At 68.6% G+C, this 21,838-nt stretch carries 18 protein-coding genes; all 18 read left to right on the top strand.

Annotated features, from left to right (window positions below; all coding sequences use genetic code 11):
- The first annotated feature begins 29 nt into the window (after positions 1–29).
- The 18 genes from lepB to WKR98_RS14620 all read left to right on the top strand — a co-directional run bounded on the left by lepB (position 30) and on the right by WKR98_RS14620 (position 21,815).
- Entirely contained in the window at positions 30–932 is a 903-nt protein-coding gene (gene lepB / locus WKR98_RS14535) for a signal peptidase I (protein ID WP_124689883.1), read from the top strand.
- Between the two features lie 234 nt (positions 933–1,166).
- Positions 1,167–2,144 carry a ribonuclease III gene (gene rnc, locus WKR98_RS14540; RefSeq protein ID WP_341433932.1) on the top strand — a complete coding sequence of 326 codons (978 nt, stop codon included), beginning with the start codon at positions 1,167–1,169 and terminating at the stop codon, positions 2,142–2,144.
- A 2-nt stretch (positions 2,145–2,146) separates the two neighbouring features.
- Complete coding sequence (gene era, locus WKR98_RS14545) at positions 2,147–3,046, top strand: GTPase Era (protein ID WP_124689881.1); 900 nt, start codon at positions 2,147–2,149, stop codon at positions 3,044–3,046.
- A complete protein-coding gene (recO, locus tag WKR98_RS14550; protein ID WP_124689880.1) occupies positions 3,039–3,971 on the top strand; it encodes a DNA repair protein RecO in 933 nt (310 codons plus the stop codon). The genes era and recO overlap by 8 nt, the downstream gene beginning before the upstream one ends.
- 38 nt (positions 3,972–4,009) lie before the next feature.
- Complete coding sequence (gene pdxJ / locus WKR98_RS14555) at positions 4,010–4,756, top strand: pyridoxine 5'-phosphate synthase (protein ID WP_341433933.1); 747 nt, start codon at positions 4,010–4,012, stop codon at positions 4,754–4,756.
- On the top strand, positions 4,756–5,187 hold the full coding sequence (acpS, locus tag WKR98_RS14560) for a holo-ACP synthase (protein WP_124689878.1): 432 nt from the start codon (positions 4,756–4,758) through the stop codon (positions 5,185–5,187). The genes pdxJ and acpS overlap by 1 nt, the downstream gene beginning before the upstream one ends.
- Positions 5,188–5,198: 11 nt before the next feature.
- A complete protein-coding gene (gene nagZ / locus WKR98_RS14565) occupies positions 5,199–6,263 on the top strand; it encodes a beta-N-acetylhexosaminidase (RefSeq protein ID WP_341433934.1) in 1,065 nt (354 codons plus the stop codon).
- A gap of 14 nt (positions 6,264–6,277) precedes the next feature.
- Positions 6,278–8,158, top strand: coding sequence for an excinuclease ABC subunit UvrC (gene uvrC, locus WKR98_RS14570; protein WP_341433935.1), 1,881 nt, complete (start codon positions 6,278–6,280; stop codon positions 8,156–8,158).
- A gap of 62 nt (positions 8,159–8,220) precedes the next feature.
- Entirely contained in the window at positions 8,221–8,790 is a 570-nt protein-coding gene (gene pgsA, locus WKR98_RS14575) for a CDP-diacylglycerol--glycerol-3-phosphate 3-phosphatidyltransferase (RefSeq protein ID WP_124689875.1), read from the top strand.
- An 85-nt stretch (positions 8,791–8,875) separates the two neighbouring features.
- Positions 8,876–10,090: an MFS transporter gene (locus tag WKR98_RS14580; RefSeq protein WP_124692381.1), complete on the top strand. Its 1,215-nt coding sequence runs from the start codon at positions 8,876–8,878 to the stop codon at positions 10,088–10,090.
- Between the two features lie 407 nt (positions 10,091–10,497).
- On the top strand, positions 10,498–14,199 hold the full coding sequence (locus WKR98_RS14585; protein ID WP_341433936.1) for an AAA family ATPase: 3,702 nt from the start codon (positions 10,498–10,500) through the stop codon (positions 14,197–14,199).
- Between the two features lie 184 nt (positions 14,200–14,383).
- Complete coding sequence (locus WKR98_RS14590; protein ID WP_341433937.1) at positions 14,384–15,727, top strand: aromatic ring-hydroxylating oxygenase subunit alpha; 1,344 nt, start codon at positions 14,384–14,386, stop codon at positions 15,725–15,727.
- A gap of 12 nt (positions 15,728–15,739) precedes the next feature.
- Positions 15,740–16,282: a 3-phenylpropionate/cinnamic acid dioxygenase subunit beta gene (locus WKR98_RS14595; protein WP_341433938.1), complete on the top strand. Its 543-nt coding sequence runs from the start codon at positions 15,740–15,742 to the stop codon at positions 16,280–16,282.
- Between the two features lie 16 nt (positions 16,283–16,298).
- Positions 16,299–17,276, top strand: coding sequence for a Bug family tripartite tricarboxylate transporter substrate binding protein (locus tag WKR98_RS14600; RefSeq protein WP_341433939.1), 978 nt, complete (start codon positions 16,299–16,301; stop codon positions 17,274–17,276).
- A gap of 3 nt (positions 17,277–17,279) precedes the next feature.
- Positions 17,280–17,513, top strand: a complete 234-nt coding sequence (locus WKR98_RS14605; protein ID WP_341433940.1) for a hypothetical protein — start codon at positions 17,280–17,282, stop codon at positions 17,511–17,513.
- On the top strand, positions 17,510–18,793 hold the full coding sequence (gene gabT / locus WKR98_RS14610) for a 4-aminobutyrate--2-oxoglutarate transaminase (protein ID WP_341433941.1): 1,284 nt from the start codon (positions 17,510–17,512) through the stop codon (positions 18,791–18,793). The genes WKR98_RS14605 and gabT overlap by 4 nt, the downstream gene beginning before the upstream one ends.
- Complete coding sequence (locus WKR98_RS14615) at positions 18,790–20,355, top strand: acetolactate synthase large subunit (RefSeq protein ID WP_341433942.1); 1,566 nt, start codon at positions 18,790–18,792, stop codon at positions 20,353–20,355. Before gabT ends, WKR98_RS14615 begins: the two co-directional genes overlap by 4 nt.
- Positions 20,356–20,384: 29 nt before the next feature.
- Complete coding sequence (locus tag WKR98_RS14620) at positions 20,385–21,815, top strand: aldehyde dehydrogenase family protein (protein WP_341433943.1); 1,431 nt, start codon at positions 20,385–20,387, stop codon at positions 21,813–21,815.
- The last annotated feature ends 23 nt before the right edge of the window (positions 21,816–21,838 follow it).

Genomic DNA, 21,838 nt, shown 5'->3' on the forward strand with positions numbered 1-21,838 from the left:
GTTGTGAATCATATCGAGGGGAAGGCGGCATGAGCCTGAATTTCGCGCTGATCCTGTTCGTGCTGCTGGTCGTGACCGGCATCGTCTGGGCATTCGACCGCGTATCGCTGCGCCCGCAGCGCGCCGCCCGCATGGCCCGCGCCGCCGCCGAGTTCGACGCCGGGCGCGCCCAGTCGGTACGCGCCGCCAGCGGCGAGACCGAAGTCGTGCGCCAGCGCCAGGAAGTGGTGGACCGCGCCGGCAAGATGCCGTGGTGGGTGGAGTATTCGGTCAGCTTCTTCCCGGTCATCCTGTTCGTATTCGTGCTGCGCTCGTTCGTGGTCGAGCCATTCCGCATCCCATCCGGCTCGATGATCCCCACGCTGCAGATCGGCGATCTCATCCTGGTCAACAAGTTCTCGTACGGCCTGCGCCTGCCCATCGTGGACAAGAAGGTCGTCCCGCTGGGTGACCCCCAGCGCGGCGACGTCGTCGTCTTCCGCTATCCGGTCGATCCGCAGGTCGACTACATCAAGCGCGTGATCGGCGTGCCGGGCGACGAAGTGGCCTACCTGAACAAGCGGTTGACCATCAATGGCCAGGAAATACCCACGAAGAAAATAGGGGAATACTTCGACCCCGACCGGGTTTCCTATGCCGCGTTGTATAACGAAAATATCAAAGGTGTAGAACACCAGATATTGATAGATGAGCGGCGTTCTCCGGAGATCGATCCGTTTGGCGGCTTTCCGAACCGGGACGCCTGCGAATATTCCCGCGAGGGCGTGCGTTGCAAAGTGCCCGCAGGCAATTATTTCGTCATGGGCGATAATCGGGATAACAGCGCGGACAGCCGGTATTGGGGTTTCGTGCCGGATTCGAATATCGTGGGCAAGGCGTTTTTCGTCTGGATGAACTTCGGGGACCTGAAACGGATTGGCCGCTTCCATTGATGTCTTGCGCCATGCGCCGCACCGCATGAACTCGTCGCCTACCTCCGCCTGTCGCACCCCGCCGCAAGCGCCCGCCGCGCTTCGCGGCGCGGTCGTGCATGCGCATTGCCCCGTCGCTACGCAGTATCGCCGTCCCTCATCAGCCCGTTTGTACCCATGGGCACAGCGGATCCGGCTCCGCCGGTCCGCCAGTGCCGCCCCCCGGGGGGCGCGCGCAGCGCGTAGGGGGGGGTCATGAATCTCGAAACCAGCCTCGCCTACAGTTTCAAGAACAAGAGCCTGCTGGAGCAGGCGCTGACGCATCGCAGCCATAGCAGCAGGCACAACGAGCGCCTGGAATTCCTGGGCGACAGCGTGCTGAATTGCGCGATCGCCTCCTTGCTGTATGACCGCTTCGCCCGCATCGACGAAGGCGACCTGTCCCGCCTGCGCGCGAACCTGGTCAAGCAGGCGTCGCTGGCGGATATCGCGCAGCGGGTGGAACTGTCGCGTTTCCTGCGGCTGGGCGAAGGCGAGCTGAAAAGCGGCGGTTTCCGCCGGCCCTCCATCCTGGCCGACACGCTCGAGGCCATCTTCGGCGCCATCTTCATGGATGGCGGCTTCGATGCGGCCAGCGCGGTAATCGCCCGACTCTACAAGCCGGTGCTCGAAACCGTCGATCCCAAGACGCTGGGCAAGGACGCCAAGACGCTGCTGCAGGAATACCTGCAGGGCCGCAAGATTGCGCTGCCGGTCTACACGGTGGTGGCCACGCACGGCGCGGCCCACAGCCAGGAATTCGAAGTCGAGTGCGCCATCCCCAAGCTGGATGTGCAGGTGGTCGGCATAGGCGGCAGCCGCCGCGCCGCCGAGCAGGCGGCCGCCAAGCAGGCACTGGAGGCGGCGCTGGCCGCCAACCCGACGCCCGCCAAGCGCTCGCCTCGTGCGCGCAAGACGGCGCAGTTGTCGCTGCCGGTGGCGGTGGCGCAGGAAGTGCCGGACGATTCGGCCAAGGCTGGAGAGGGCGCCGCCTCGGCCGCCGCGCCGATTGCCGCCAAGGCGCCCGTCGTCACCGAGGCGCCGGTCGCCAAGATCACCTCGACCCAGGCGGCCGAAGGCAAGGCGCCGGTCCCGGCGGCCGCTCCCCGGAAAGAACCCCAGGCAGTACCTTCGGCGCCGCAGCCTGCGGGCGAGACCCTGTCCGCCTCGAGCCAGCCCGCTGTCAAGAAATGACCATGTCTTCAGATTCCTCCACCGCCAGCCGCTGCGGTTTCGTCGCCATCGTCGGCCGGCCCAACGTGGGCAAGTCGACCCTGCTGAACGCGCTGATCGGCGCCAAGGTCAGCATCGTCTCGCGCAAGGCGCAGACCACGCGCCACCGCATCCACGGCGTCTTCACGCGAGGCCCCGAGCAATTCGTGTTCGTCGACACGCCCGGGTTCCAGACCCGCCACGGCGGCGCGATGAACCGCATGATGAACCGGGTGGTGACCCAGGCGCTGGCCGACGTGGACGCCGTGGTGCACGTGGTCGAGGCCGGCAAGTGGTCCGAGGGCGACGCCAACCTGCTGCCCCTGCTGCCGGCGCGGGCGCGGCGCATCCTGGCCGTGAACAAGACCGACCTGCTCAAGGACCGCGACGCGCTGTTTCCCTACGTATCGCGCATCATGGGGCTGCACCCCTACGATGCCGTCGTGCCGGTCAGCGCCGCCAAGTCGCGCCAGCTCGACCATCTGCTGGACGAAATCGCCAAGGGCCTGCCCGAAGGCGAGCCCATGTTCGAGGAAGACACCCTGACCGACCGGCCGGTGCGCTTCATCGCCAGCGAACTCATCCGCGAGAAGATCTTCCGCCTGGTCGGCGACGAGTTGCCCTACGGTTCCACCGTGGTCATCGAGCAATGGGAAGAGCAGCCCCGCGTGACCCGCATCGCGGCCTGCGTGATCGTCGACCGGGACAGCCACCGGCCGATCCTGCTGGGTACGGGCGGCGAACGGATGAAGCGCATCGCCACCGAGGCCAGGCAGGACATCGCCAAGCTGATCGACAAGCCGGTGCACCTGGAAATCTACGTAAAGGTGCGCAAGGGCTGGGCCGAGCGCGAAAGCGCGCTGCGCGACCTGGGTTATGAGTAATTCCCAGGATCCCGTGGCGCCGGACGAGATCTTGCCCGACGCCGCAGGATCGCTGTTCCGGCGGACGCCCCTGGGGGCCGCCCCCGCGCCGGCCAAGCAGGCGCGTCCGCGCGTCCGCGGGCAGCGGGTGGACGATGTTCCCGCCTTCCTGATCCACAGCTATCCCTATCGCGAAACCTCGCTGATCCTGGACGTGTTCACGCGTTCCCATGGAAGGCTGGCGCTGGTGGCCAAGGGCGCGAAGCGGCCCCATTCGGCGCTGCGGCCGGTGCTGATCGCCTTCCAGCGGCTGAGCCTGTCCTGGAGCGGTGCCGGCGAGATCAAGACCCTGGTGCGGGCCGAGTGGTTCGGGGCCCCGCAGCGTTTGCAGGGCGCGGCGGCCATGTCGGGCTGGTATTTGAACGAACTGCTGCTGCGCCTGCTGGGGCGCGACGATCCCCACGAGTCGCTGTACGACGCCTATGTCGAGGCCTTGTCCCGCCTGGCCGCGCATCCCCGGCTGTCGGGGGCCTTGCGGGCGTTCGAATGGCGGCTGCTGTGCGAGATCGGCTATGGCTTCGACCCGGCCGCCACGGGCGCGGACGAGCCCGTGCGGGCAGGGGCCCGCTACCGTGTCCCGCTGGAGGCGGGGCCGGAGCAGGAAGAGCCCGAAGCGCCGCAGTCGGGCACGCCCATCACCGGCGAATCGCTGCTGGCGCTGGCCGAGGGCCGCTTCGACGATGTCGCGGCCGAGCCCGAGCTGCGCCGCTTGCTGCGGGAACGGCTGGACTATCATATGAATGGCCGGCCGATGTCGACGCGGCAGGTCCTGCACGACCTGAGGAGTTTCCCGCCCCTACGCGCCGACGCGCGCCCTCCGGGTGGCGATGCGGGTGGACCGGCGGAGCCGGATCCACCGCATCCTGGAAAAATCGCCGACCGATAGGCGAGAGTGGGCTGAATGGACGGAATTGTTGGATATCTATGATTGATCTGGGCGTCAATATCGATCACGTGGCGACGCTGCGGCAGCAGCGGCACGCTTCCTATCCGGATCCGGTCCGGGCCGCGCTGGTGGCCGAGGAAGCCGGGGCGGACCTGATCACCCTGCATCTGCGCGAGGACCGCCGGCACATCCAGGACGCGGATGTCGAAAACCTGCGGGGCAAGCTTCGCACGCGCATGAACCTGGAGTGCGCGATCACGCCGGAGATGCTGGCGATCGCCTGCCGGATCCGGCCGCAGGACGTCTGCCTGGTGCCCGAGAAGCGCCAGGAGCTGACCACCGAAGGCGGGCTGGACGTGCTGGGGCATTTCGACGAGGTGAAGGCCGCCGTGTCGCGCCTGCACGACGCCGGCGTGCGGGTGTCGCTGTTCATCGATCCGCAGGCGGATCAGATCGAGGCCGCCGCCCGCACGGGCGCGACCGTGATCGAGCTGCACACCGGCGCCTATGCCGAGGCCGTGGCCGATGCGGCGCAGCGCGAGCTGGCGCGCATCCGGGATGCGGTGGCGGTCGGGCTGCGGCAGGGCCTGCGGGTCAACGCGGGCCACGGATTGCACTACGAGAACGTGCAGCCGGTCGCGGCCCTGGATGGCATCGCCGAGCTCAACATCGGCCATGCCATCATCGCCCAATCCGTGTTCAGCGGCCTGGAGGCCGCGGTGCGCGAGATGAAGGCCCTGATGATCACCGCGCGCAGCGGCGCCTTGCCGAGACCGGCGCATTGATGCCCGAGTCGCTGCGCGACGGCGCGCTTCCCGCCCTGGCCGGCATCGGCATCGACCTGCTGCGGGTCGAGCGCATCGAACAGGCCCTGGCCCGGCGCGGCGACCGCTTCGCGCAGAAGATCCTGGGCGCCGAGGAATTCGCGAAATTCACCGCGCGCAGGAACCGCGACCCGCAGCGCGGCGTGCGTTTCCTGGCCACCCGCTTCGCCGCCAAAGAGGCCTTTTCCAAGGCCGTGGGACTGGGCATGCGCATGCCCATGACCTGGCGCCGCATGCAGACGCTCAACGCTCCCGGCGGACGGCCCATCGTGGTCCTGGCCGAGCCGCTCAAGACCTGGTACGAGGCGCGCTTCGGCGCCGCCCACGTGTCGCTGACCGACGAACACGACATGGTTGCCGCCTACGTCATCGTCGAGACGCGGCGCCCGTGAAGAATCCGATCATGACTGCATCCCTTGCTTCCTCTTCGTTTGCCCCCGGCCCCGTGATGGTGGACGTGGCGGGTCTCGAGCTGACCGCCGCCGAGGCCGAGCGGCTGCGCCATCCGCTGGTGGGCGGGGCGATCCTGTTCGCCCGCAATTTCCGCGACCGGGCGCAACTGGCCAGGCTGACCGCCGACATCCATGCCGCGCGCGGCGAGCCGCTGCTGATCGCGGTCGACCACGAGGGCGGACGGGTCCAACGTTTCCGCAGCGACGGCTTCACCGCGCTGCCGCCCATGCGGGCCCTGGGCCGCCTGTGGGAAAGCGATCCGCTCGAAGCCATGCGCATGGCGACCGATACCGGCCGGGTGCTGGCCGCCGAATTGCGGGCCTGCGGCGTGGACCTGAGCTTCACGCCGGTGCTGGACCTGGATTTCGGCGAAAGCCGGGTCATCCGCGATCGCTCCTTCCACCGCGACCCGCGCGTGGTGGCCATGCTGGCCCGCGCGCTGATCCAGGGCCTGGGGCTGGCCGGCATGTCCGCCTGCGGCAAGCATTTCCCCGGCCACGGCTTTGCCGCGGCCGATTCCCACCATGAAATCCCGGTGGACGACCGGGCGCTGGACGAGGTGCTGGGCGAGGACGCCCAGCCCTATCGCTGGCTGGGCGACGCCATCCTGGGCGCCGTGATGCCGGCCCACGTCATCTATCCGAAGGTCGACAAGTCGCCCGCCGGGTTCTCGCGCAAGTGGGTGACGACCGTGCTGCGCAAGCGCCTCCAGTACGGCGGCGTGGTGTTCTCCGATGATCTCACCATGGAAGGCGCCTCGGTGGCGGGCGACATCCATGGCCGGGCGATGGCCGCGCTGCGCGCGGGCTGCGACATGGTGCTGGTCTGCAACCGGCCCGACCTGGCGGACGACCTGCTGGGCCGGCTCGAGTGGGCCCAGGATCCGGCCTCGGTGGCGCGCATCCGTTCGCTCAAGCCGAAATTCGCCGCCCGGGACTGGCAGACGCTGACGGCCGATCCGGCCTATCGCAAGGCCCGCAAGGCGGTCCAGGCGCTGGCGCGGGCCGGCGCCTGAGGGAAGGGCGGGACATGGCCGGCCACAAGCAGGACGAGACCCAGGCTCCGGAAACGCCGGCGGTCCCGCAAGACGCCCCGGAGGCCTTCGACATCAAGTCCTTCCTGGCGCAGCTTCCGCACCTGCCGGGCGTGTACCGGCATATCAACGCGGAAGGCGAGGTGATGTACGTCGGCAAGGCGCGCGACCTGAAGAAGCGCGTGTCCTCGTATTTCCAGAAGCAGGTGGGCAGCCCGCGCATCGCGCACATGCTGGCCCGGGTGACGCGCGTCGAGGTCACCGTGACGCGGTCCGAGGCCGAGGCCCTGCTGCTGGAAAACAACCTGATCAAATCGCTGGCGCCGCGCTACAACATCCTGTTCCGCGACGACAAGTCCTATCCCTACCTGAAGGTCAGCGGCCACGCCTTTCCCCGCATCGCCTACTACCGCGGGGCCACCGATCGCGCCAACCAGTATTTCGGCCCGTTCCCCAATGTGTGGGCGGTGCGCGAAAGCATCCAGATCCTGCAGAAGGTCTTCCGCCTGCGTACCTGCGAGGACACCGTCTTCGCCAACCGCTCGCGGCCCTGTCTGCTCTATCAGATCCATCGCTGCTCCGGGCCCTGCGTAGGCCTGGTCTCGCCCGAGGACTACGCGCTGGACGTGGAGCGGGCCACGCAGTTCCTGCGCGGCCAGACCCAGGCCGTGCTGACCGACATCGAGACCCGGATGTTCGCCGCGTCGCAGGAGATGCGCTTCGAGGAAGCCGCCACGCTGCGCGATCAGTTGTCGGCGCTGTCCCGCGTGCTGCACCAGCAGACCATGGAAGGGGGCAGCGGCGATACCGACGTGATCGCGGTCGACATGCAGGGGGGCAAGGTCTGCGTGAACCTGGCGATGATACGGGGCGGGCGCCACCTGGGCGACAAGGCCTTCTTCCCCACGCATACCGACGGCGATTCGCCCGCCGAGGTGCTGGAGGCCTTCCTGTCCCAGCACTACATCGACCGCGCCTTGCCCGGCACCATCGTGGTGTCGCATCCCTTGCCCGACGCCGACCTGGTCGCGATGCTGGCGGAGCAGGCCGGCTCGAAGGTCAATCTGGTCAAGCAGCCGCAGGGCGTGCGCAAGAGCTGGCTCGAACAGGCCAGGAAGAACGCCGAACTGGCGCTGGCGCGCGTGCTGGCCGAGGCCGGGTCGCAGCAGGCGCGCACCGCCGCCCTGGCCCAGGTGCTGGGCATAGACGCCGACGAGGCCGCGCTGGAAACCCTGCGCATGGAGTGCTTCGACATCAGCCATACGGCGGGCGAGGCGACGCAGGCCTCGTGCGTGGTCTATCACCACCACGCGATGCAGCCCAAGGAGTATCGTCGCTACAATATCGACGACATCACCGGCGGCGACGACTACGCGGCCATGCGGCAGGTGCTGACCCGCCGCTACGAGAAAATCGCCGACGGGGGCGGGATCATGCCCGACGTCGTGCTGATCGACGGCGGCAAGGGGCAGGTCGAGATCGCCCGCCAGGTATTCGCCGAACTGGGGCTGGACATCGGCCTGCTGGTCGGCGTCGCCAAGGGGGAAGGGCGCAAGGTCGGCCTGGAAACGCTGATCTTCGCCGACGGCCGCGAGCCGCTGGCGCTGGGGGGCGAATCGGCCGCGTTGATGCTGGTCGCGCAGATCCGCGACGAGGCCCACCGGTTCGCCATCACCGGCATGCGTGCGCGGCGGGCCAAGACCCGCAACGTGTCGCGGCTGGAGGAAATCGAGGGCGTCGGCGCCAAGCGCCGGCAGCGTCTGCTGGCGCGCTTCGGCGGCCTGCGCGGGGTGGTCTCGGCCAGCGTGGAGGACCTGGCGTCCGTCGAGGGCATCTCCCTGGAACTGGCCGAGCGCATCCACCGGCAATTGCACTAGGGCCTGTCCACAGCTCCCAGCCTTCCCGAGAACTTTTCCCCGTAGCCTGTTAGCATTCGACCATGCCTCTGAACCTGCCGATTATCCTGACCTGGGTGCGGATCGCCATGATCCCGCTGGTCGTCAGCGTGTACTACGTACCGGAGCATGTGCTGCCCACGGCCGTGCGCGATGCGGTGGCCACGGGCATGTTCATCTTCGCCGCGCTGACGGACTGGCTGGACGGCTGGCTGGCGCGGCGGCTGAACCAGACTTCCTCGTTCGGCGCCTTCCTGGACCCCGTGGCCGATAAGCTCATGGTCAGCGCGGCGCTGCTCGTGCTGCTGAACCTGGGGCGGGTCGACGCCATGATCGCGCTGGTCATCATCGGCCGCGAGATCACCATTTCGGCCCTGCGCGAGTGGATGGCCAAGATCGGCGCCAGCACCAGCGTCGCCGTGCACTGGCTGGGCAAGTTCAAGACCGCGGCGCAAATGACCGCCATCCCGTGCCTGCTGTATGGCGGGCGCGTATTGGGCATCGACCTGCTGTGGTGGGGATCGCGGCTGATCGAGATCGCCGCCGTGCTGACGGTGTGGTCGATGATGTATTACCTGCAGCGGGCCTGGCCGGTCATCCGGCGATCGACTTAGGGCGCCGGCAGGGGCAGGATTCGCGGCGCAGGCCGCAGTGCAAGAAGCAGGAGACGACGTGCAGCAAGCATTGGCCGCCCCCGGGATGAAGTTCGCCCGGCGCAGGCTCGACTGGAAGGTCATCGGATTGGTGGGGATCGCCCATGCCAGTTCCCATTTTTTCCAACTGGTGATTCCTTCGCTGTTCGCGCCGCTGGCGACGGAGTTCGGACTGGGGTTCGCCGAACTGGGGGTCCTGGTCGCGGTGTTCTATGCGATCTCGGGCGTGGGCCAGGCCAGTTCCGGCTTCGTGGTGGACCGGGCGGGCGCGCGTCCCGTCCTGTGGTTCGGGCTGGCCTGCTTCGTCGTGGCGGGCCTGCTGCTGGGCCTGGCCAGCAACTATGGCTGGCTGATGGCGGGGGCCGTGGTGGCCGGCATCGGCAACTCGGTCTTCCACCCCGTCGATTTCTCCATCCTCAACCGCCGCGTCAGCAACCCCCGCCTGGGGCATGCCTTCAGCGCGCACGGCATCACCGGCAACCTGGGCTGGGCCACCACGCCCATATTCATCACGACGCTTACCCACCTGTTCAACTGGCGCGTGGCCGCCTTCGGCGCGGGCCTCCTGGTAGCGGTCATCCTGACCATGACGGTGGTGGGCCGGCGCCTGCTGGCGGTGGAGGCGGCGCGCCGGCCGGCCCGCGGCCGCCGCCTGGAAGCGGCCGCGGCCGGCACCTCGCTGGGCGCGCTGCTGGTCAATCCCGTGGTCTGGGGCGCCTTCCTGTTCTTCATGTTCTCGTCCGTCGCGATCTCGGCGGTCCAGAATTACACCATTCCGATCCTGGGATCCATCTACGGCATCTCCAGCGTGACCGCCAGCACGGCGCTGTCCGGCTACATGGTGGCCGGTGCCTGCGGCATGGTGCTGGGCGGCTTCCTGGTTTCCAGCGGCCCCCACAGCGAGCGCATCGTCGGCATGTCCTTCGTGGCGGCCGGCGCGCTGCTGGCCCTGCTGGCCATGGGCTGGCTGCCGGCGGCGGCGGCCGTGCCCTGCGTGGCCCTGGCGGGGTTGTGCGCGGGCGTCGCGGGCCCGTCCCGCGACATGCTGGTACGCCGCGTCACGCCGCGCGGCGCCACGGGGTCGGTCTACGGACTGGTCTATTCCGGCATGGACACGGGCTCGGCGCTGGCGCCGCTCGCCTTCGGCGTCATGCTGGACGCGGGCCTGCGGCAGGGGCCCTACCTGGGCGCGTTTCTTGCGTTCTGCCTGGCGGCCTTCTTCGCCGCGCTGATCGCCGCCAAGGCCCGGCGCGCGCACTGACAGGCCATGCCCGCCGGAAGCGGGGATTTCCCTCGTTCCCGGCGGTCGTCCGATCTTTCCTTTGTGGTCGCAAAACCGACTGAAACATGTTGCACATGCCAAACTCGCATGGTTGTGACATTCTTTTCAATTGGAAAAGATTTACGGAACGATAGCCTCTGGAAAGCGGTCTATAAATGATGTATTTAAATCACTTTAAAGTGGTGTAAAGAACCAGGCAAAAAACTCCGGCATGCTCGGCACCAGCCTGGCGCGTCACGCATGAGCCGCAAGCCGGGGCGGCGGCCAGCCGGGAAGCCCCTGGCGGGCCTTCTTCCCACGATGTGATTCCCTTCGGATTTCTATTGCGCGGCATCCCAGAAGCTATGCGATCTTCGCTCTCTTTGTACCTGTTGGGGCCCTTGGCCATGGAAAGCGCGGATGGACCGCTTTCCATTCGTTACAACAAGGCAAGAGCGTTGCTGGCGTACCTGGCGCTGGAGGGTGGCTTCCATACGCGCGAGGCGCTTGCCTTCCTGCTGTGGCCCGACGCCAGCGTGCAGGCCGGCCGGGAGAATCTGCGGCGCATGCTGTTCCTGCTGAAGGACGCGCTCAAGCCCGATGCCATCGAAAGCAGCCGCGACGTGCTGCGGCTGCGGGCCGAGGCCGGACTGTGGACCGACGTGGGGGCCTTCACGTCCGTCCTGGACAGCGAACAGCGCGCCCTGGCCATGGGCGCGGTCATCGACGCTGAACGCATCGCCCATGCGGTGGCGCTGTATCGCGGCGAGTTCCTCCAGGGACTGGAGCTGGACGACGCGCCCGATTTCGGCAATTGGGTGCAGATGCGCCGCGAACAGTATCACCAGCGCTATCTCCAGGCCTTGGGGATGCTGGTCGAAAGCCACGAGCGGGAAGGGAACCTGCAGGCCGGCATCGAATGCGCCGAGCAATGGGTGGCCGTGGCGCCGCTGGACGACGCGGCCTGGCACCAGATGCTGCGCCTGCTGGTGAAGGCCGGCCAGTTGGACCGGGCAAGACGGGAATTCCAGCGCTATCGCCACCTGCTCGACATGGAACTGGGCGCTGCCCCGGATGCCGCCGTGGCCGCGTTGCTGGAGACGTCCGCCGCGGGCCGCGAGGCCGGTACGCGCCGGCAGGCGCCGCTGGGGGAGCGGCGCCAGTTGACCGTGCTGTCGTGCGAGTTCGAGGTGACCGGCGAACCCGAGGACATCGCCGAGGTCCAGCACCAGCTGATGGCTTGTTGCGAGCCCACGCTGCGTGCCGCCGGCGCGCACGTGGTGCGCATGCCCAGCGGCCTGCTGGGCTACTTCGGCTATCCCTTCGCGCAGGAAGACGCCGCGCGGCGCGCCGTGACGGCGGCGCTGCTTTGCCACGACAGCATCTGGTCGCGGCAATGGGGCGACGAATCGACGAACCTGCCGGTGCGCGCGGCCCTGGGCGTGCATACCGGCATCGCCATCAGCTCCACCGAGAACGACGTGCCCGACGCCGGCGGCATGGTGTCGCGCCTGGCCTTCCAGCTCGGCGCCATGGCCGGGGGATCCGGCGTGGCCGTGAGCGACGTCACCCTGCACCTGCTGGGCGACGGATACAGCACCGAATCGGCGGGACAACTGACCGACCGTTCCCGCGGGGTCGAGGTGGACGTGTTCCTGGTCAGCGGGCAGCGTTCCCTGCAACGGCCGGAGGCGGCGCGAGCGTTCTGCGGGCGGGACGAGGAAATGGCGCGGCTGGTCGATGCGTACCACCGGGGAGGGGGCTACGTCGGCCTGGTGCGGGGCGAGGCGGGACTCGGCAAGTCTTTTTTGGTCGAGCATTTCTGCGACACCCTGCAGGTCGAGCGCGTGGTCCTGCAGTGCTCGTCCGCGCTCAGGCAGATGCCTTACCATCCCTTCGTGCGCTGGATGCGCGCCTGGCGCGAGCGCCTGGCCGCCGAGCAGCCCGGCCTGCCTGAAAGCGCGGAGCGCATACTCGACGCAATCGGCGAGCGCATGCTGGCCGGGGCGCAGATGGGCGCGCCGGGGCCGGGCGGGCCCGGCGGCGTGGAAGAGATCGGCTCGCTGTGCCATGAGCTGCTGCGCGTGATGGTGCCCCCGGGCGGCGTGATCTGCTTCGACGACGTGCACTGGGCCGATCCGTCCACGCGCGACGTCCTGGCGCTGCTGGTGGAGTGTCCCTTGCCCGACAGGATGCTGCTGATCACCGCCCGTCCCGAATTCGTGCCGCCCTGGAAGCACTCGGTCGAGGTCGACCATCTCGATCTCGGGCCCATGGACGATTTCGCGGTCGTCGACCTGGTCCACGCGGTGGCCGAGGGCAAGGACATCGATGCGGACCTGCTGCGCGACATCATCAAGCTTTCCGAAGGAATACCGCTGTATGCCGAGGAACTGACACGCGACGTGCTGGCGGAACGGCGCGACCCGGTGGCGCCCTGGTCGCTGCCGGCCTCGCTGCAGGACCTGCTGATGGCCCGCATCGACAGCGTGGGCCGGGCGCGCCACGTCGCGCAGTTCGCCTCGGTGGTGGGCGGCGACTTCACGCTGGACCTGCTGGCCGAGGCCACGGGCGAGCCGCGCGCCGAACTGGCCGAGGCGCTTGCCATCATGCTGCGCCAGAACATCATCGTGCGCTGCGACGAGAAAACCTACACCTTCCGCCATGCCCTGCTGCGCGAGGCGGCCTACCAGTCGCAGACGCGGGTGGCGCGCGTCCAGGCGCATGCGCGCCTGGCCCGGCGGCTCGAGTCGAGCCTGGCCGAGGGCAGTCCCGAGGTGCTGGCCTGGCATTACTCCGGCGCAGGCAGCCGCGCCCCCGCGGTCAAGTACCTGCTCGAGGCGGCGCGCAAGGCGGCCGCGCAGTGCGCCTATCGGGAGGCCGTCAGCTACTACCGCAGCGCCCTGGAATGGTTCGAGCGCCAGGGCGAGGGTATCGACGCCATCATGGAGGAACTGCGCATCCGGATGGAGTTCGGCATCCAGCTGTGCGCGCTCTACGGCTTCGGTTCCGAGCAGGCGGTGGAGACCTTCCGGTCGGCGCTGACCCTGGCGCAGCCGCTGGGCGACGATCCTCGGCTGTTCCCGATCTATTGGGGGCTGTGGACCAGCGCCAGCTCGTGGGCCAATTTCTCGATGACGCTGACGCTGGCAGAAACGCTGCTGCGGATGGCGGGCGCCGCCGAGGATCCCAATCTTCTGTCCCACGCCTATTACGCCAGGGGCTACAGCCATTTTTTCCTGGGGCGCTTCGCCGAAGCCGTGGCGGATCTCGAACACGGCGCCAAGGCCTACCAGCCTCAGCAGGCCAACCTGGTCCTGGGCGAGGACGCCCGCGTGACGAACCTGGCCGTTCTGTCCATCGCCTGCTGGCACACCGGCCACGTCGAGGATGCCTTGCAGGCCTCGCGCGAATCGGTGGCCCACGCGCGCCGGATCGGCCACCGCTATTCGCTGCTGTACGCGCTGGTGTCGGCCACCGAGCTGCACCGCCTGAACCGCGAGGTCGACCAGGTCGCCACCCTGTCGTCCGAGGCGCTGCAGATCGCGCGCGAAATGGGAACGCCGCTGTGGGCCGTCTGCGCCGAGACCAGCGAGGCCTGGGTCAAGGCCGTGCGCGGCGATGCCTCGGCGCTGGGGGAGATGGCCTCCTGCGTCCAGAGGATTCCCGCCATCATGAAGGGCATCGCGCCGCTGCTGGTCGCGCGCTGGACCGACGCCTGCGACCTGGTGGAGGACGTGGGCGCGGGGCTGGACGCCACGGCGCACGGGCTGCGAGAGGTCACGCAAACCCAGGCGCGCTACGTGCAGTCCGAATTCGAGCGCATCAAGGGCAAGCAGCTGTTCCGCCAGGGACAGCCGGCCAGCGTGTTCCGCCCCTGGCTGGAGCGGGCGCTGGCCACCGCCTGCGCGCTGGACTCCCCGCCGCTGGCGCTGCGCGCGCTGACCAACCTGGTGCGCTATGCGTGCCCCATCCCCAGTTCCGACCACATGGCGCTGATGGCCCGCATGATGGCGCGCGTGCAGGGGGGCGACCAGCTGTGGGAAGTCCGCGCCGCGCGCGGCCTGCTGTCCCGCTACGGGGCGCGGGTGGTCCATTCCCTGCGCTGACGGTACCCCGCCGTCCCGGCCGCGCGGGCCCGATATTCACGTCAGCCATACCCGGTATGGCTGGGCCCGCGTAGACACCCGAAGGCCCCACCTCTACCTTAGACACATGTCCGGCAGGACGCCGGCGCGCCATCAGGCCGCGCCCGCATCCCCGCCGCCGTTCACGCAATCCGGAGAACGACACATGAGTCGGAAGTGGTCCCCGCAGCAACTGGTCGACGTCGAGCTGGGCACGGTCAGCCGCGAAGTCTACGTCAATCAAGACATCTTCCAGGAAGAGATGGAACAGATCTTCTCCCGTGCCTGGCTGTTCGTCGGACACGAGAGCATGGTGCCCAATCCCGACGACTACTTCGTCAGCCGGATGGGGAACGATTCGGTCATCCTGACCCGTGACCGCCAGGGCCAGCTGCAGGTCCTGCTCAACAGCTGCCTGCACCGCGGCATGCGGCTGTGCCGCTACGACCAGGGCAACAACCGCACCTTCACCTGTCCTTATCACGGCTGGAGCTATTCCACCGACGGCAAGCTGGTCGAACGGGCCGGCGAACTGGTCGGCGTGCCGGGCTTCAAGACCCATTACTACGGCGAGCTGGACAAGAAGAACTGGGGCCTGAAGGCGGTGGCCAAGCTGGTCAACTACAAGGGCACGATCTGGGCGACCTGGGACGAGAACGCGCCGTCGTTCGAAGAGTACCTGGGCGACATGAAGCTGTATCTGGACTTCGCCCTGGACCATCGCGACGGCAGCGCGGGCGGATCGGAGATGATAGGCGGCGTGCAGAAATGGCGCATTCCCTGCAACTGGAAGACCGCGGCCGAGAACTTCAACGCCGATCTCTACCACGACATCAGCCACCGCTCGGTGGACGTCGTCGGCATCGGGCCCGGCGGCAAGGGCCGGCGCGATCCCACGCCGCACCGGGTGTCGATCTCCTTCAAGGACCTGGGGCACGGGCTGGTCGGACGCGCGCCGTACTACGAGGAAAATCCCTATACGCCCATCTTCGCCAACTATCCCGAGGTGGAACAGTACTACCGCAAGGTGTACGAGGAACGCGAGCGGAACCTGGCCGGCACCATGCGCGTGCTGCACAGCGTGGGCACCATATTCCCCAACATGGCCGTGCACGGTCGCCAGCCGCGCACCATCGCGGTGTTCCATCCGGTCAGCGCGACCGAGACCGAGATGTGGCGCATCTATCTCGTGGACAAGGACGCCCCGCAGGAGGTGAAGGACGCGGCGCGCGCCTATTACCTGCGCTACTCGGGGCCGGGCGGCATGACCGAGTCCGATGACATGGAGAACTGGTGCTACGCCACCGAGTCGAGCACCGGCACCATCGCCCGCACGCTGCACTACAACTACCAGATGGGCATCGGGCACGCCAAGCCGGTGCCGGGCCTGCGCGGCGCGGTGACGACGGGCGAGTTCACTGAAGAGAACAACCGGAACTATTACGCGAGATGGGCGCAGTTCATGGAAGGGCGCTCGTGGGACGACCTCATGCCCACCTACGGCGAATAAGCGGAGCGCGCCATGACCGACACTCACCTGAATCCCGACCACGCCTTCCTGCTGCGCGAGGTCGAACAGTTCTTCTACCGCGAGGCCGACCTGCTGGACGAGCGCCGCTTCGACGAATGGCTGACGCTGCTGCACGAGGACATCCGCTACTGGATGCCGATCGCGCGCAACGTCAGGCGCGACAACCGCGAACGCGAACGGACCCGGGAGGGGCTCGAGGCGGCGTGGTTCGACGAAGGCCTGCCGACGCTGCGCCAGCGGGTCGAGCAGATCAACACCGGCATGCATTGGGCCGAGGAACCCGCCTCGCGCACCTCGCACCTGCTGACCAACGTACGCATCCTGGAGACGTCCGGCTCCGGGCTGGACGAGGAAATCCGGACCCGTTCGCGCTTCATCGTCTACCAGAACCGCCTGGACACCGAGGTGGCCTGGTTCGTCGGCAAGCGCAACGACACGTTGCGCCGCACCGAATCGGGCTGGAAGGTCCTGCGGCGCGAGATCCTGCTGGATCAGACCGTGCTGCTGGGCAAGGCGCTGACCGTCTTCTTCTGACTGGGGGTATCGAAACATGGATCGTCGAGATGTGCTGAAGATGCTGGCCGGCGCCGCGGCGCTGGGTGGCTGTCCCGCGTGGGCCCAGGACGGTTTTCCGTCGCGCATGATGAAGGTCGTGGTCGCCTATCCGCCGGGAGGCGTGACCGACATCGCCGGGCGGCTGATGGCGGAAATCCTGAGCAAGGAACTCGGCAAGCCCGCCATCGTCGAGAACAAGGGCGGCGGTACGGGCACGATCGCCCAGCAATACGTGCTGCAACAGCCGCACGACGGTCACGTGCTGCTGTCGGGGGGCCTGGGCGGCCTGATCCTGCCCGTCATCCTGAATCCCAATCTGCCGGTGGATCCCCAGGCCAGCTTCACGCCGGTGGCGCAGGTGGCGGAGTTCGTCAACGTGCTGCTGGTGGGGCGCGACGTAAAAGCGCGCAACGTGAGCGAACTGATCGAGTACGCCAAGGCCAACCCCGGCAAGCTGAACTACGCCACCAACGGCGTGGGCACCTCGGCCCATTTCACTTCGGAGCTGTTCAACCTCCAGGCCGGCACCAAGGTGATCCACATCCCGTACCGGTCCAGCGGCGAAGTCATCTCGGGCCTGCGCAACGGCGACGTCCACATGGCGTTCGCCAACGCGCCCGCCGTCAATGCCCTGGTCAAGGCCGGCACGCTCCGTGCCATCGCGGTGACCAGTGCCCAGCGCACCAAGGACCTGCCCGACGTGCCGACCATGATGGAGTCGGGCATGCCGGAGTTCGTCGTGACCAGCTGGCTGGGCGCCTACGCGGCGGCCGGCACGTCGCCCGACGTCATCCGCAAACTGGGCGAGGTCATCGTGCGCGGCGCGCAGCAGCCCGAGAACGTGCAGCGTTTCGAGACCGTGGGTTTCCAGGTCGCCACCAAGGACGCGGCCGCCTATGCCGCTTTCAACCGGGCCGAACTGGCGCGGTGGAAGGAAGTGGCGCGGCTGGCGAACATCCGCGCCGAAGGGTGAAGCATGAGCGGACACAACGCGCTGAATCTGATCGACATCAAGCCGGGAGCCCGGCTGCGGACCAACGAGGGCGCCATCGTCGAGCTGATCGAGAATCCGCAGGACGGCGTCTGGCTGATCTGCCGCTATGTGGAACACCCGTCCGAGCCGGAGCTGGTCGGCGATGACGAACAGACCGTGTTCGCGCAGGACATCGTCGGCCTGGCCGATGGCCATCAACAAGGAGAGGGGTCGTGACCGCTAGCTGGACCGACAGGAAGAACGCGGCCTGTCCGCGGGGCGTGGGCCTGGTGACCGAAATCTATGCCACGCAGGCGTCGGGCAGCGAACTGACCGACGTGGCCGGCCGCCGCTACATCGATTTCGCCGGCGGCATAGGCGTGCTGAACGTTGGCCACAGGCATCCGCGGGTAGAGGCCGCCATCGTCGAGCAGGCGCGGCGCTTCACACATACCTGCTACCAGGTGGTGCCCTACGCTTCCTACGTGACGCTGGCCGAGCGCCTGAACGCGCTGGTGCCGGGCGACTTCGCGAAGAAGACGGTCTTCTTCACCACCGGAGCGGAAGCGGTGGAGAACGCGGTCAAGATCGCCCGCGCGGCCACCGGCAGGACCGCCATCATCGGCTTCACCGGCGCCTTCCATGGACGCACGATGATGGGCCTGGCGCTGACCGGCAAGGTCGCGCCCTACAAGACCGGCTTCGGTCCCTTCCCGGGGGACGTCTACCGCGTGCCGTTCCCGTCCGCCGATACGCCGGAGGCGGTGGCAGGTTCCCTGGCCGCGCTGGAGGACCTGCTGCGCTACGACGTCGAGGCCGCGCGCGTGGCGGCCATCGTGATCGAGCCGGTGCAGGGCGAGGGCGGTTTCCAGCCCGCGCCGCGGGCGCTGATGCGTGGCCTGCGCGCGCTGTGCGACCGGCACGGCATGCTGCTGATCGCCGACGAGATCCAGTGCGGCATGGGACGTACCGGCGCGATGTTCGCGATGGAGCATTTCGGCGTGGCGGCCGACCTGACCACGGTGGCCAAGAGCCTGGCCGGCGGCATGCCGCTGTCGGCCGTGGTCGGGCGGGCCGAGGCCATGGACGCGGTGGCGCCGGGCGGCCTGGGCAGCACCTATGCCGGCGCGCCGCTGGCGGTGGCCGCCGCGCATGCCGTCCTGGACGTGTTCGAACAGGAAGACCTGCTGGAGACCGGCAACCGGCTGGCCCGCGCGATGCGCGAGCGGCTGGAGGCGGCGCGCGCCCGGCATCGCTGCATCGGCCAGGTGCGCGGCCTCGGGCCCATGCTGGCCATGGAGCTGCTGGACGAGCAGGGGCGGCCCTCGGCGGCGCTGGCGCAGGCCGTGCGCGAGCACGCGCTGGCGCGTGGGTTGATCCTGCTGGTGTGCGGCAGCTACGGCAACGTGATCCGTTTCCTGTTCCCGCTCAATACCCCCATGCCCGTGTTCGAACAAGGCCTGGACATCATCGACGAGGCGCTGGCCGAGGCGACGCGGCAGGAGATGGTGGCATGAACGCTTCCGATCGGCAGACCGGCGCCGAATGGCTGCTGCGCAGCGCCGCCGCCTCGGGCATCGAGGTCTGTTTCGCCAACCCCGGCACGACCGAGCTGCCCTTCGTCGGCGCGATGGATGCCGTGCCGCAGGTGCGGCCTATCCTGTGCGCCTTCGAAGGCGTGTGCTCGGGCGCCGCCGACGGCTACTACCGCATGCGCGGCACGCCGGCGATGACGCTGACCCACCTCGGCCCGGGTTTCGCCAACGCCATCGCCAACCTGCACAACGCCCGGCGCGCCGGCTCGTCGGTCTACAACGTGATCGGCGAACACATGTCGTGGCATGTGGAGGCCGATCCGCCGCTGGCCAGCGACATCGAGTCGCTGGCGCGGCCCGTGTCGGCCGGCGTCTACCGGGCCGATTCGCCGGCCTCGCTGGTGATGTCGGTGCGCCAGTCGCTGGCCAACGCGATGGCGCCCCAGGGCGGCATCCATACCCTGATCCTGCCCATGGACCTGCAGGCGACGGCGATGGACGAGCCGGTCTTCGCCGCCCGCGCGCCGGATACGCCGGCGATGCTCGATGCCGGCCTGGTCGAACAGGTGGCGGCCCACGTCGCCGCGGGCAGGAAGATCCTGCTGCTGCTGGGAGGCGACGCCCTGCACGAGCCGGCGCTGATGGAGGCGCTGCGGTTCCGGGGCCTGGCCAACGTCGAGGTCGTGGGTGAGACCTTCCCCGCGCGCAGCGAACATGGCGGCGGCCTGCCGGCCATCCGCCGCTTCAATCCCGCGGCCGAACAGGCCCATGCCTATCTGCTGGGCTTCGACCTCGTGGCGCTGGTCGGCGCGCGGCGTCCGGTGGCGTTCTTCGGCGTGGAGGGCTACCCCAGCTACTTGGGCGATCCGGCGCGCATGGTCGAGCTGTGCCAGGAAGGGCGGGGCGGCGCGGCCACGCTGGCGGCCCTGGCCGATGATCTGAAACTGGCCCGGCGCGGCCTGGAGACGGTCGAACGCGTGACCGACCAGGACCTGGGCGAGAACCTGACGCCCGAGAGCGCCGCGCGCGTGGTGGCCGCCTGGCTGCCGGACCAGGCCATCATCTCGGCCGAGGGCAAGACCCTGGCCTTTCCCTTCAACGCCATCGCCGCGCGGACCTCGCGCCATGCCAGCATCGTGCTGACCGGCGGCGCGATCGGGCAGGGCATCCCGGCCGCGTTCGGTGCCGCCGTCGCCGCGCCGGACCGCAAGGTCGTGGGCCTGCAATCGGACGGCAGCGCGCTCTACACGGTGCAGGCCCTGTGGTCGATGGCGCGCGAGAACGCGGACGCGACCATCCTCATCGCTTCCAACCGCCGCTACAACATCCTGATCGACGAGATGCGCCGCAACGGCTACGAGCTTGCGTCGCCGCCGGTGCGCGACTTGCTGCAACTGTCGCGTCCCGAACTGGATTGGCAGGGCATGGCCGCGGGCTTCGGCGTGCGGGCCGAACGCGCGACGACGGTAAGCGAGCTGCGGAGATCGTTCCGGCGCGCCATGGCCGAACGCGGACCGCGCCTGATCGAGGTCATGCTGCCTTGAGCGGCGCCAGTCACGGAAGAATCGACGACATGCATGCGAACTACGTAGCGGGGCAATGGCTGGAAGGCGAGGACGCCACGCGCGACATCAATCCTTCCGACGTGAGCGATCTGGTCGGTGAATATGCGCACGCCACGCCGGCGCAGGTGGACCGGGCGATCGGCGCGGCGCGCGATGCGGCACCCGGGTGGGGCCTGGCCAGCGCGACACAGCGCGCCGAATGCCTGGATGCCATCGGCATCGAGCTTCTGCGGCGCAAGGACGAACTGGGACGGCTGCTGGCCCGCGAAGAGGGCAAGACCCTGCCCGAGGCCGTGGGCGAGGCGGCGCGCGCGGCGACCATCTTCCGCTTCTTCGCCGGCGAGGCGCTGCGGGTACGGGGCGAACGCCTGCCGCAAGCCCGGGCCGGCGTGGACGTGGAGGTCACGCGTGAGCCCGTGGGCGTCGTGGGGCTGATCACGCCGTGGAATTTTCCGCTGGCCATCCCGGCCTGGAAGATCGCCCCGGCGCTGGCATACGGCAACGCGGTGGTCTTCAAGCCGGCCGACCTGGTGCCCGGCAGCGCGTGGGCACTGGCCGAGATCATCAGCCGTGCCGGGCTGCCCGAGGGCGTCTTCAACCTCGTCATGGGGCGCGGCAGCGTGGTCGGGCAGGCCATGCTGGACGATGCGCGCATCGACGCACTGAGCTTCACCGGATCGGTGGCGACCGGCAGGCAGGTGGCGCGGGCGGCCACGCAGCGGTTCGCCAAGGTGCAGATGGAAATGGGCGGCAAGAACCCGCTGATCGTGATGGACGATGCCGACCTGGGCCAGGCCGTCGAGTGCGCCGTCCAGGGATCCTTTTTCTCGACCGGGCAGCGATGCACCGCATCGAGCCGGTTGATCGTCCAGCGCGGCATCCACGACCGCTTCGTGCGGGCGATGAAGGAGCGCATGGCCGCGCTGCGCGTGGACGACGCGCTGGCGCCGGGCACCGACATCGGCCCGGTGGTGGATGCGCGCCAGTTGCAGCAGGACGAGGAATATCTGCGCATCGGCCGCGACGAGGGCGCCACGCTGGCCCACGGCGGCCGACGGGTGGCGCGCGTCACGGACGGCCACTACCTGGAGCCGGCGCTGTTCACCGACTGCTCCAACGACATGCGCATCTGCCGCGAGGAAATCTTCGGACCGGTCGCGGCGGTGATCCCGGTGGCGGGCTACGACGAAGCGCTGGCCCTGGCCAACGACACCGAGTTCGGCCTGTCGGCGGGCATCTGCACGACCTCGCTCAAGCACGCCACGCATTTCAAGCGGCATGCCCAGGCCGGCATGGTGATGGTGAACTGCCCGACGGCGGGGGTGGACCCGCATGCGCCGTTCGGCGGCCGCAAGGGATCGAGCTACGGCCCGCGCGAGCAGGGAAGTTACGCGGCCGAGTTCTATACCACCGTGAAAACGGCGTACACGCTGGCCTGAGCGCCGGATGAGCGTCCATCTGA

Source organism: Pigmentiphaga sp. YJ18 (assembly GCF_038066655.1).
Taxonomy (GTDB): domain Bacteria; phylum Pseudomonadota; class Gammaproteobacteria; order Burkholderiales; family Burkholderiaceae_B; genus Pigmentiphaga.

Coding starts and splice junctions, on each gene's coding strand:
- lepB (WP_124689883.1), top strand. CDS start 30: ATGAGCCTGAATTTCGCGCTGATCCTGTTCGTGCTGCTGGTCGTGACC.
- rnc (WP_341433932.1), top strand. CDS start 1,167: ATGAATCTCGAAACCAGCCTCGCCTACAGTTTCAAGAACAAGAGCCTG.
- era (WP_124689881.1), top strand. CDS start 2,147: ATGTCTTCAGATTCCTCCACCGCCAGCCGCTGCGGTTTCGTCGCCATC.
- recO (WP_124689880.1), top strand. CDS start 3,039: ATGAGTAATTCCCAGGATCCCGTGGCGCCGGACGAGATCTTGCCCGAC.
- pdxJ (WP_341433933.1), top strand. CDS start 4,010: ATGATTGATCTGGGCGTCAATATCGATCACGTGGCGACGCTGCGGCAG.
- acpS (WP_124689878.1), top strand. CDS start 4,756: ATGCCCGAGTCGCTGCGCGACGGCGCGCTTCCCGCCCTGGCCGGCATC.
- nagZ (WP_341433934.1), top strand. CDS start 5,199: ATGACTGCATCCCTTGCTTCCTCTTCGTTTGCCCCCGGCCCCGTGATG.
- uvrC (WP_341433935.1), top strand. CDS start 6,278: ATGGCCGGCCACAAGCAGGACGAGACCCAGGCTCCGGAAACGCCGGCG.
- pgsA (WP_124689875.1), top strand. CDS start 8,221: ATGCCTCTGAACCTGCCGATTATCCTGACCTGGGTGCGGATCGCCATG.
- WKR98_RS14580 (WP_124692381.1), top strand. CDS start 8,876: ATGAAGTTCGCCCGGCGCAGGCTCGACTGGAAGGTCATCGGATTGGTG.
- WKR98_RS14585 (WP_341433936.1), top strand. CDS start 10,498: ATGGAAAGCGCGGATGGACCGCTTTCCATTCGTTACAACAAGGCAAGA.
- WKR98_RS14590 (WP_341433937.1), top strand. CDS start 14,384: ATGAGTCGGAAGTGGTCCCCGCAGCAACTGGTCGACGTCGAGCTGGGC.
- WKR98_RS14595 (WP_341433938.1), top strand. CDS start 15,740: ATGACCGACACTCACCTGAATCCCGACCACGCCTTCCTGCTGCGCGAG.
- WKR98_RS14600 (WP_341433939.1), top strand. CDS start 16,299: ATGGATCGTCGAGATGTGCTGAAGATGCTGGCCGGCGCCGCGGCGCTG.
- WKR98_RS14605 (WP_341433940.1), top strand. CDS start 17,280: ATGAGCGGACACAACGCGCTGAATCTGATCGACATCAAGCCGGGAGCC.
- WKR98_RS14615 (WP_341433942.1), top strand. CDS start 18,790: ATGAACGCTTCCGATCGGCAGACCGGCGCCGAATGGCTGCTGCGCAGC.
- WKR98_RS14620 (WP_341433943.1), top strand. CDS start 20,385: ATGCATGCGAACTACGTAGCGGGGCAATGGCTGGAAGGCGAGGACGCC.